Source organism: Neoroseomonas alkaliterrae (assembly GCF_014199195.1).
In the GTDB taxonomy this organism is placed as follows: domain Bacteria; phylum Pseudomonadota; class Alphaproteobacteria; order Acetobacterales; family Acetobacteraceae; genus Neoroseomonas; species Neoroseomonas alkaliterrae.
Window position 1 is genome coordinate 68,999 of record NZ_JACIJE010000014.1, and the last position, 9,905, is coordinate 78,903.

The 9,905-nt window shown below is 75.1% G+C and carries 8 protein-coding genes and 3 tRNA genes; 6 read left to right on the forward strand and 5 right to left on the reverse strand.

Annotated elements, in window-relative coordinates; all coding sequences use genetic code 11:
* Positions 1–6: 6 nt before the first annotated feature.
* A complete protein-coding gene (locus tag FHS88_RS18700; protein WP_184487021.1) occupies positions 7–987 on the reverse strand; it encodes an SLAC1 family transporter in 981 nt (326 codons plus the stop codon).
* Positions 988–1,066: 79 nt separating this feature from the next.
* Here FHS88_RS18700 and FHS88_RS18705 point away from each other — a divergent pair, with 79 nt between their 5' ends.
* The gene (locus tag FHS88_RS18705; RefSeq protein WP_184487022.1) at positions 1,067–2,095 is read left to right on the forward strand and encodes an efflux RND transporter periplasmic adaptor subunit; all 1,029 of its coding nucleotides are present in this window, start codon (positions 1,067–1,069) and stop codon (positions 2,093–2,095) included.
* Complete coding sequence (locus FHS88_RS18710) at positions 2,092–5,238, forward strand: efflux RND transporter permease subunit (RefSeq protein WP_184487023.1); 3,147 nt, start codon at positions 2,092–2,094, stop codon at positions 5,236–5,238. The genes FHS88_RS18705 and FHS88_RS18710 overlap by 4 nt, the downstream gene beginning before the upstream one ends.
* 210 nt (positions 5,239–5,448) lie before the next feature.
* On the opposite strand, the gene FHS88_RS18715 is transcribed toward FHS88_RS18710, so the two are convergent.
* Positions 5,449–5,520, reverse strand: a tRNA-Thr gene (locus FHS88_RS18715).
* A gap of 101 nt (positions 5,521–5,621) precedes the next feature.
* On the opposite strand from FHS88_RS18715, the gene FHS88_RS18720 reads away from it, so the two are divergent.
* Positions 5,622–6,848 carry an energy transducer TonB gene (locus FHS88_RS18720; protein ID WP_184487024.1) on the forward strand — a complete coding sequence of 409 codons (1,227 nt, stop codon included), beginning with the start codon at positions 5,622–5,624 and terminating at the stop codon, positions 6,846–6,848.
* A 132-nt stretch (positions 6,849–6,980) separates the two neighbouring features.
* Here the strand turns inward: FHS88_RS18720 and FHS88_RS18725 are convergent, their stop codons facing one another.
* From FHS88_RS18725 to rlmB, 3 genes are all read right to left on the reverse strand, one after another.
* Entirely contained in the window at positions 6,981–7,208 is a 228-nt protein-coding gene (locus FHS88_RS18725) for a hypothetical protein (RefSeq protein WP_184487025.1), read from the reverse strand.
* A gap of 121 nt (positions 7,209–7,329) precedes the next feature.
* Positions 7,330–8,103 carry a fumarylacetoacetate hydrolase family protein gene (locus FHS88_RS18730; protein ID WP_184487026.1) on the reverse strand — a complete coding sequence of 258 codons (774 nt, stop codon included), beginning with the start codon at positions 8,101–8,103 and terminating at the stop codon, positions 7,330–7,332.
* A gap of 246 nt (positions 8,104–8,349) precedes the next feature.
* Positions 8,350–9,381 carry a 23S rRNA (guanosine(2251)-2'-O)-methyltransferase RlmB gene (gene rlmB / locus FHS88_RS18735; RefSeq protein WP_338146667.1) on the reverse strand — a complete coding sequence of 344 codons (1,032 nt, stop codon included), beginning with the start codon at positions 9,379–9,381 and terminating at the stop codon, positions 8,350–8,352.
* Between the two features lie 49 nt (positions 9,382–9,430).
* Here rlmB and FHS88_RS18740 point away from each other — a divergent pair.
* The 3 genes from FHS88_RS18740 to FHS88_RS20950 all read left to right on the forward strand — a co-directional run.
* Positions 9,431–9,513 (forward strand) — tRNA-Tyr (locus FHS88_RS18740).
* Positions 9,514–9,594: 81 nt separating this feature from the next.
* A tRNA-Gly gene (locus tag FHS88_RS18745) sits at positions 9,595–9,668 on the forward strand.
* Between the two features lie 142 nt (positions 9,669–9,810).
* The coding region (locus FHS88_RS20950; RefSeq protein ID WP_155888827.1) for a GTP-binding protein at positions 9,811–9,905 on the forward strand (95 nt) is incomplete at its 3' end.

The following is a 9,905-nucleotide window of genomic DNA, read 5'->3' on the forward strand; positions in this document are numbered from 1 at the left end:
GGGGCCTCAGCCTTCCGGCTGGAGGAGGTGGCCCTGCGCGGCGGCGCGCAGGGTGGCGGCGGCGACGAGGGCGAGGATCGCGCTCGCCGCGAGCAGCACGAGCCAGAGCAGCGGCGCCTGCCAGGCCGCCGGGTGCGCACGCGCCGCCGCCTGCACCGCAAGCGCCAGGGCGGCGGTCGGGAAGGTCCAGCCCCACCAGGACATGGCGAAGGGCAGGCGCGCGAACTCGCCCGCCATGGCGGCGAACACCAGCGCCAGGAAGACCGCCAGGCCAAGCACCGCGAGCGGCGCCGCCCCGAAGCCGCCGCCGAGCCCGGCGAGCGCGAGCGCGCCCACCGCCGGCGGGGCGATCAGGATCGCCAGCGTCGGCCGCAGCCGCGGCGGCAGCGCCGGGCCGGTGACGAGGCGCGCGAGCAGGATCGGCTGCAGCATCGCCCACAGCAGCGCGCCAAGGCCGAACATCATCCAGGACAGCGCCTCGTAGCCGAGCTTCGCGCCCACCACCGGGGCGAGGATGTTGCCGACCAGCGGGATGAGCATGGGCGGGGCGAGGCTCGCCGCCTCGCGCGGGGCGAGGAGCAGCCCGCGCACCGTCCAGGCGGCGATGCCGAGATGGCCCGCCACGGCGACCAGCCAGAGCGCCTCGGCCGCCCCGCGCGCATGCGGGAGGAGGCCGCCGGAGATGATCATCAGCCCGATCGTCACCGCGCCGGCGAAGGCGGCGCGGATCGGGTGGGCGAGGTCGCCGGCCAGCGCCTCCGGGTGGCGGGCGAGCCGCACCAGGTGCAGCGCGGCGACGGCGAGCCAGACCAGGCCCGCGAGAAGCAGCAGCGCCTCGCCGATGGCGGCGGGCGCGCCGAGCGTGTGCGCCGCCTCGCGCCAGGCGAGGCCGAGCCCGCCGATGCCCATCGGCGCCGCGAAGAGGGCCAGGGGAAGGTGGCGCAGCCGTTCGCCCGGGGCCGCATCCTGGGGCAAGGTGACGGACATGATCGTCTCGCTTCCTTTTATTCGCTTTTTCTTATATAATACGCCGCAAGCCCCCACAAGCGCGAAGTGTCGAAGGCCCATGCCCGAGCGCCGAACACCCGATGCGGTCCCCCGCCCCCTTGCGATATGGCGCGCGACGCTGCGCGCCCTGCCCTTGGCCGCCCTGCTGTTCGGCCTCGCGCCGCCAGCCCCGCTCGCCGCGCAGGAGCGGTTCACCGTCGCCCCGCGCATGATCGAGGACGACCGGCCGGTCTTCGCCACGGTGGAGAGCGTGCGCGAGGTCGAGGCCCGGGCGCGGCTCAACGGCACGCTGACGCGCCTCGATGTGCGCGAGGGCGACGCCGTTGCGGCAGGCCAGGTCATCGCCATGGTGCAGGACGCCAAGCACCCGCTGCAGCTCGCCGCGCTCGATGCGCGCCTCGGCGCGCTCGCCGCGCAACGGCGCCAGGCGGCGCTGGAACTCGAACGCACCCGCGCCCTGCGCGCCACCGGCACCGCCACCCAGGCGCGGCTCGACGACGTCCAGACCGCGCTCGACGTGGTGGAAGGCCAGATCGCCGCCGCGCAGGCGGAGCGCGAGGTGCTGGTGCAGCAGCAGCGCGAGGGCGAGGTGCTGGCGCCGCAGGCCGGCCGCGTGCTCAGGGTGCGCGGCACGCCGGGGGCGGTGGTGATGCCCGGCGAAGCCATCGCCACCATCGCCACCGACCGCTACGTGCTGCGGCTGCGCCTGCCCGAGCGGCACGCCCGCTTCCTGCGCGCGGGTGACCCGGTCGAGGTGGGCGGGCGCGGGCTCGGCGGCGGCGCGCCGCTCGGCCGGGGCCGCATCACGCTTGTCTATCCGGAACTCCAGCAGGGTCAGGTGGTTGCCGATGCCGAGGTGCAGGGCCTCGGCGACTTCTTCGTGGGCGAGCGCGTGCGCGTGACGATCGCCGCCGACCGGCGCGAGGCCATCCTGATCCCGCGCGCCTTCCTGATCGACGGGCCGGGGGTGGACATGGTGCGCCTCGCCTCCGGCGCGCTGGTGCCGGTCCAGCGCGGGCCGGTGCGGGGCGAGGAGGTGGAGATCCTCTCCGGGCTTGCCGCCGGCGACGTGCTGGTGCGGCCATGAGCCTAGGCGTCTCGGGCCGGCTCGCGCAGGCCTTCATCCGCTCGCCGCTGACGCCGCTGCTGCTGGTGGTCTCGGTGGCGGTCGGGCTGATCGCCCTGCTTGCCCTCCCGCGCGAGGAGGAACCGCAGATCAGCGTGCCGATGGTGGACATCGCCGTGCGCGCCGACGGCCTCGCCGCGCCGGATGCGATGGAACTCGTCACCCGCCCGCTCGAGGCCATCGTCACCGCCATTCCCGGCGTCGAGCACGTCTACAGCCAGACGCGCGACGACGCGGTGATGGTCACCGCGCGCTTCCTGGTCGGCACCAATGCCGACGACGCCATCCTGCGCGTGCATGAGCGGCTGCGCGCCAACTGGGACCGCATCCCGCTCGGCATCCCCGAGCCGCTGGTGGTCGGGCGCGGCATCAACGACGTGGCGGTGGCGGTGGTCACGCTCAGCCCGCGCGATCCGGCCGGCGGGTGGGACGACGCCGCGCTGCACGAGCTCGCCGACCGGCTGCTCAGCGAATTGGCCACCATCCCGCAGGTGGGGCTGACCTACCTCGCCGGCGGGCGGCCGATGGAGCTGATGATCGAACCCGATCCCGGCGCGCTGGCCCGCCACGGGATCACGCTGAACCAGCTCGTCGAGAAGCTGCAGGGCGCGAATGCCTCCTTCCACGCGGGCAGCCTCAGGATGGACGGGCGCAGCCTGCCGGTGCAGGCCGGCCACACGCTGCGCGGCGTGCCCGATGCCGGGCTGCTGCTGCTGACCTCGGCCGATGGGCGGCCGGTCTATCTCGGCGACGTGGCGCGCATCAGCGCCGCCCCCGCCCCGCGGGAGGCGCGGGTCTGGCGCCTGACGCGCGACACCGAGGGCGGATGGAGCCAGGCGCCGGCCGTCTCCATCGCGGTGGCCAAGCGGCCCGGCGCGAACGCCATCGAGGTGACGCGCGCCGTCCATGCCCGCATCGCCGCCCTGCAGGGCGGGCTGATCCCCGAGGGCATCCGCGCCGAGGTGACGCGCGACTACGGCCAGACCGCGCAGGAGAAGTCGGACGAGTTGCTGTTCCACCTCGGCCTCGCCACGCTGTCCATCGTGGCGCTGGTCTGGCTCGCCATCGGCTGGCGCGCGGCCGCGGTGACGGCGGTGGTGATCCCGGTGACCATCCTGCTCACCCTCTTCGGCGCGCTGATGCTGGGCTACACGCTCAATCGCGTCTCGCTCTTCGCGCTGATCTTCTCGATCGGCATCCTGGTGGACGACGCCATCGTGGTGGTTGAGAACATCGACCGCCACTGGGCCATGAAGGACGGGCGCGACCGCGTGACGGCGGCGATCGAGGCGGTGGCCGAGGTCGGCAACCCCACCATCGTGGCGACGCTGACCGTCATCGTCGCGCTGCTGCCGATGATGTTCGTCTCCGGCATGATGGGCCCCTACATGGCGCCGATCCCGGCCGTGGCATCGGCGGCCATGGCATTCTCCTTCTTCGTCGCCATGGTGCTGACGCCCTGGCTGATGGTGAAGCTCGGCGCCTCGCATGCCGCGCATGAGGACGGGCGGCTCGGGCGCATCTATCGCGCCGTGGCCCACGCGGTAATCGAGCGCCGCGCCGTGGCCTGGGGCTTCCTGGCCGCCACCGGCCTCGCCACGCTTGCCTCGATGCTGCTCTTCGCCACGCGCGACGTGACGGTGAAGCTGCTGCCCTTCGACAACAAGTCGGAGCTCGCGGTGGTGCTCGACATGCCGGCCGGCACCAGCCTGGAGGCGACGGAGCGCGCGCTGCTCGCCGCCGCCGCGCGGCTTTCCGCCGTGCCGGAGGTGGCGAGCGCGACGCTGAACGCCGGCACCGCCGCGCCCTTCAACTTCAACGGTCTGGTGCGGCACAGCTTCCTGCGCGCCTCGCCGGAGCTGGGCGACCTCGACATCCAGCTCACCGACCGCCACCACCGTACGCGCGAGAGCCACGCCATCGCCCTCGATGTGCGCCGGCGCCTCGCCGACCTGCCGCTGCCGGAGGGCGCGCGGCTGCGCGTGGTGGAGGTGCCGCCCGGCCCGCCGGTGCTCGCCACGCTGCTCGCCGAGATCTACGGCCCGGATGCCGAGAGCCGCCGGGCGGCCGCGGCCATGGTGCGCGAGGCCTTCCGCCGCGTGCCCTTCCTGGTGGACCTCGACGACAGCATCGCCGACCCTGGCGAGCGCATCCGCATCCGCCTGCTGCCCGACCAGCTCGAGTTCCACGGCGTCGAGGAAGCGGCGGTGCACGACACGCTGCGCAGCCTGCTGCGCGGCGTGCCGGTGGGCTGGTCGCATCGCGGGGCGGGACGCAACCCGCTCGCCATCATGGTGCGGCTGCCCAAGGAGCGGCTGGCCGTCACCCAGGACCTGCTGGTGACGCCCGTGCCCGGCCGGCGCGGGCCGGTCGAGCTCGGCAGCCTGGTCGAGATCCGCCGCGAGCCCGCCTCGCCGCCCATCTTCCGCCGCAACGGCCGCCCGGCCGAGATGGTCATGGCCGAGCTCGCCGGCGCCTATGAGGCGCCGATCTACGGCATGCTGGCGGTGCACGACGCGCTCGCGGGGATGCCCGGCGCGCCGGAGATCCGCCTTGCCGGCCAGCCGGACAATCCCACGCGCCCCGTGCTGCTGTGGGAGGGCGAGTGGGAGGTCACGCGCGTGACCTTCCGCGACATGGGTGCGGCCTTCGCGGTGGCGCTGCTCGGCATCTACGTGCTGGTGGTGGCGCAGTTCCGCAGCTTCACCCTGCCGCTCGTGGTGCTGCTGCCGGTGCCGCTGGCGCTGCCCGGCATCGTGCTGGGGCATTGGGCGATGGGGGCGGCCTTCACCGCGCCCTCCATGATCGGCTTCATCGCGCTGGCCGGCATCATCGTGCGCAACTCGATCCTGCTGGTGGACTTCATCCGCCACGCCCCGCGCGAGGGGCGCAGCCTGCGCGCGCTGGCGCTGGAAGCCGGCGCGGTGCGCTTCAAGCCCATCGCGCTGACGGCGGCGGCGGCGATGATCGGGGCGGGCTTCATCCTGGCGGACCCGATCTTCCAGGGGCTCGCGGTGGCGCTGCTGTTCGGGCTGCTCTCCTCGACGCTGCTCACGGTGCTGGCCATCCCGGCGGTCTACCGCGTGCTGCGCGACCCGACATGAGCGCGCGGACCGAGGGGCGGCGCGGGAGCGAGGACGTCGTGGCACGACGCGCCCCGCACCGGCCAGCGGGCAGCATGCTCGCGAAGCACCGATGCGTTGATGACTGAGCCGACTTTCGCAAATGAAGGCAGGCCGGACAGCTCGCGCGCCGATGCTCCCGCATCGCCCGCCGTTTTCGGCCCTGAAACGTCGGCGAGAGACAGGAGCCCATGCCGGGTGAGGGATTTGAACCCCCGACCTTCTGATTACAAATCAGCTGCACTACCGCTGTGCTAACCCGGCAGCCCGCCTTGGTGTAGCAGAGCATCCCCGCGCGGCAACCCGGACGATTCCCCGCTCGGGCGCATCCGCCACCAAACCTCCGAGGGCCCCCGGACCCAGGCATGCGCCTTTCGCCGCGAGACCGCCAGCCGCCCGAAGCGCCGGCCTTCGCCTCCTTCCCCGACCCGCGCGCCCCGCTGCCGCCGGCGCGGCGGGAGCGGGGGCGGATGCGCCTCGCGCTGCTCGTCTCGGCGCTGCTGCACATCGCCTTCGCGCTGGCCGTGCTGCTGGAACTCGACCCGCGCAGCCCGCCGCCCGCGGAACTGCCGCCCCCTTCCTTCGCGGTGGTGTTCCGCGGCGGCTCCGACCTCGCGCCGCGGGGCGCGGAGGCGCCCGAGCAGGGCCCCGTCGCCCTCCTGCCCCCGCCACCCGCGCCGGCACCGGTTCCGCCACCGCCCGCGCCCCTCGCCGCGCCGCCGACGCCCCCTGCCCCGCCGCTGCCCGCCGCCCCGGAGGCGCCGCCCCCGACGCGCCTGGCGGAGCTGCCGCCCGCCCCGCCGCCGCCCGCGCCCGCGGCGCCGCCGCCCCCGGCAACGCCGAGCCCGGCACCCACGCCCGAGCCGCCGCCCCCCGCGCCCGCCCCGACGGCGCAACCCTCGCCCGCGCCGCCCCCGCCGCCGGAGCCGCCGCCCGCGCGCCCGGCACCCCCGCCACCGCCTGCGGCGGCACCACCGCCGCCCGCCCCCTCGCCGCCCGCGCCAGCCGCCGCGCCGCCGCCTCGCCCGCAGCCGCCCGCCCCTCAGGCCGCGCCGCCGCCGGCCCGCCCGCCCGTGACCGCCGAACTGCCCATGCCGCCGCCCCCGCCGCCGCCGCCCCCGCCCGCCGCCGCGCCCCCCGAGCCACGCCTGGCGCCGCTCGACCTGACGCGGCGCCCGCCGGTGCAACTCGGCGAGACCGGCCGCGCCCTCGCCCCGCGCCTCGGCCCCGACGTGCAGACCGGCGTGACGCTCTCGGGGCCGGGCGCGACCGAGAGCCTGCGGGTGCGCGGCGCCCAGGCCGGGCCGGACTGGCGCAACGCCTTCCGGCTCTGGCTGCAGCAGAACCTGCGCTACCCGCGCGAGGCGGTGGACCTTGGCGAGCAGGGACCGGTGAGCGTGCGCATCAACACCGGCCCGGATGGCCGCGTGCGCAGCGTGGAGATGCGCGCGCCCTCGCGCTCGATCCACCTCAACTTCTATTCGCAGAACGTGTTCCGCGGCGCGCAACTGCCGCCCTTCCCGCCGGGAACGGCGGAGGAGGAAGTCACGATCGACCTGACGATCAACTACATCCTCTACGGGCGGCGGTAGGCGCGCCGCTGCCCGGGATGCGCTGCGTCAGCCGGCGGAAGGCTTGACGCTTCTCCCGCCGGTATCGCGCGCGGCGCCGGAGGGGCGGCCGCGTGCCGGACGAAGACCCGATGATCCTGTGTCCGGCAGGCATCAGGCGTGCCCGACCTCCCCGAACGCATCGCGATTCGTGGTGCGGACGACCGCGGCGAAAAGGCGCAGCGCGTCCGGGCCGCCACGGTCGAGCAGCGCGCCGGCCTCCATCTCCTTCGCGAGGATCTCGGCGTGTTCGGCGAGCGTCTCGGCCGCGCGGCGCAGCGCCTCGCGCGAGAGGAGCAGTTGCAGGTCCTCGGTCAGTCCGTTCCAGTCGGCAGGCGGCATGGGGTTTCCATCCGTGGCATCCGCCTTTCTGGCGCGGGTCGCGGCTCGGGGGGCCTCGGCGCCATCCTGCGCGCGCCGGGGTTAACGCCGCGTATCGCGCTTGGCGCGGAAGCGGCGAAGCCTAGTCGAAGGCCACCTCCGCGCGGCCCAGCGTGTCGAACTCCACCACCGCCGCGCAGGGCCCATCGAGCCAGATCGGCGGCGTCACCGAACCGAGGAACACCACCTGCCCCGCGCGCAGCCCGCCGAAGGTCTCCGCGCAGGCGGAGGAGGCGAGCCAGGCCAGCGCGGCGAAGGGATGGCCCAGCAGGTCCGCCCCCACACCCTCCCCGCGCAGGGTTCCGTCCACCGTGATGCGCCCGCGCGTCGCCGCGAGGTCGAGGCCCATCGCGCGCCATCCCGCCACCGGCGGGCCGAGCACGCCGGCGGCGTGGAACACCTGGTCGGCGATCAGCGTCGGCGTGGTCAGTGCGGCGAGGTCGTCGTAGCGCCGCTCGACGATCTCGATCGCGGCGAAGACCTCCGCCACCGCCTCTCCGGCCTGCTCGGCGGTGCAGGGGCCGGGGGCGATGTCGCGCCCGAGCCGCAGCCCGACCTCGCATTCGAGGCCGGGGTTCAGGAAATCCGCGAAGCGGAACCGCGCCGGGCTGGCGCGCAGGCCCGATTTCGGCACGAAGCCGGCGGCAGGCCCCGACAGGCCAAGATAGGCCTGCATCTGCTTCGCGGTGGCGCCGATCTTGAACCCCGCCGGGGGCAGGCCGCCGAAGCGCAGCGCGACCTCCCTCTGGACGGCATATCCCGCCTCGGGCGTGCGCGGCGCGATGGCGCCGAGCGGGGCCAGGATGCGCTTGCTGCGACGGGCCTCGATGATGGCCTCAGCGGCATCGGATGCCACGGCGGTCCTCCCTGGGTTGGATGCGCGGCAAGGCGCGGCGGGGGAGGGCCCTGCCCTCCCCCGGACCCCCCTCCCGCCAAAGGCCGAAGGGCCTTTGGAAACCTCGGCTTGGGTCGGGGATATGGGGCCATGCCCCTCCCCGAGCGCCCTGATCCGCGACCGGTGTCCAGAGGCGCTCCGGCCTGTGGTGGGCAGAGGTCCGGGGAGGGGCGAGGCCCCTCTCCGGCGCCGGAGCCTCCCCGCGCCTCACCGCCGGACCACCTCGTAGAGCGCCACCGCCGCCGCGGCGGCCACGTTCAGGCTGTCCACGCCCTCGGCCATGGGCAGGCGCACCAGCTCGTCGCAGTGTTCGCGCTGCAGCCGCCTCAGCCCGCTGTCCTCCGCGCCGAGCACGAGGGCCACGCGCCGGTCGCGCGGCATGGCCTCGGCGAGCGTGCGCCTGCCCTCGCCGGCGAGGCCGAGCACCCAGAACCCGGCCTTCTGCAGCGCGAGGATGGCGCGCGAGAGGTTCACCTCCCGCACTACCGGCACCATGTCGAGCGTGCCCGAGGCCGCGCGCGCCAGCGCCCCGGTCTCGGGCGGCGCGTGGCGGTCCTGCAGCACCACGCAGGCCGCGCCGAAGGCGGCCGCGGCGCGCAGCACCGCCCCGACATTGCGCGGATCCGTCACCTGGTCGAGCAGCAGCACCGGGCCATCCGAGGCCGCGATGGCCTCGTCGAGCCCCACCGGCGCGAGCGGTTCGGCCAGCAGGGCGATGCCCTGATGGACCGCGTCCTCGGGCAGGAAGGTCGCGAAGCGGCTGCGTTCGGCGCGCTCGGGCGTGACCCGCCAGGGCCCGGTGAAGCGCTCGCGCAGCGTGGCCTCGGCCTCGGCGGTGGCGAGCAGCCGGCGCGGCTTGCGGCGCGGATTCGCGAGCGCGGCGAGCACCGCGTGCTGGCCGTAGATCCAGAACGCGCCCGAGCCGGCGCCGGCGCCGGGGCGCGGGGGCTCGGCCCCGGCTTCGGGCGGAGCAGCCTGGCCGCGAGGCGTGGCCGCCGCCGCCGGCAGACGGGCATCCGCCTTGCGGGGGGAGCGGCCGGGCTCACCATGCGGGCGCTGGCCCCTTGCCGGGGGTGCGCCGGGCGCGCGGCCATCGCGCGGCTTCGGAGGGCGGCCTTCGGGCCGCTTCGGGGGGCGTCGCATGCGGCGCATCCTGCCCGCGCGGCCGCTCCTTGGAAACCGCGCCCGCACAGCCGCGGGCGCGTCGGCGCCGCGATCCGTTGACAGCGCGGCCCGCATGGGGTTTACCCCGCGCGCTCCCGCCAGCCTTGACGGGCCGAGCGGCTGCGGAGGGGTGCCCGAGTGGCTAAAGGGGACGGACTGTAAATCCGTTGGCTTGCGCCTACGTTGGTTCGAATCCAACCCCCTCCATATCGCCCGCCCGCGGCTGACGGGATGCTCTCCCCGAAACCGGGCGGCGGGTCACTTGGTGGGTTCGCGGCGCCATGCGGCGCGGGTGTAGCTCAATGGTAGAGCCCCAGCCTTCCAAGCTGGTTGTGCGGGTTCGATTCCCGTCACCCGCTCCAGCGCGGCGCGGGTGCTCGCTCCGCAAGGGGCACGGGCGATCGGACGCTCCGCCAGGGGCACGGGAAGTCGCGGTACGCCACCGCTGAGGCGGCGCGCCGGGGTTGGCAGAGACGGATCGGAACGAGGACGCGGGACAGGGCCATGGCGAAGGCGAAATTCGAGCGGACGAAGCCGCACTGCAACATTGGCACGATCGGGCATGTGGACCATGGCAAGACGTCGCTGACGGCGGCGAT

Bases quoted from the DNA above. Each gene is read 5' to 3' on its own strand.
- FHS88_RS18700 (WP_184487021.1), bottom strand. From the start codon at position 987: ATGTCCGTCACCTTGCCCCAGGATGCGGCCCCGGGCGAACGGCTGCGC.
- FHS88_RS18705 (WP_184487022.1), top strand. From the start codon at position 1,067: ATGCCCGAGCGCCGAACACCCGATGCGGTCCCCCGCCCCCTTGCGATA.
- FHS88_RS18710 (WP_184487023.1), top strand. From the start codon at position 2,092: ATGAGCCTAGGCGTCTCGGGCCGGCTCGCGCAGGCCTTCATCCGCTCG.
- FHS88_RS18720 (WP_184487024.1), top strand. From the start codon at position 5,622: ATGCGCCTTTCGCCGCGAGACCGCCAGCCGCCCGAAGCGCCGGCCTTC.
- FHS88_RS18725 (WP_184487025.1), bottom strand. From the start codon at position 7,208: ATGCCGCCTGCCGACTGGAACGGACTGACCGAGGACCTGCAACTGCTC.
- rlmB (WP_338146667.1), bottom strand. From the start codon at position 9,381: ATGCGGGCCGCGCTGTCAACGGATCGCGGCGCCGACGCGCCCGCGGCT.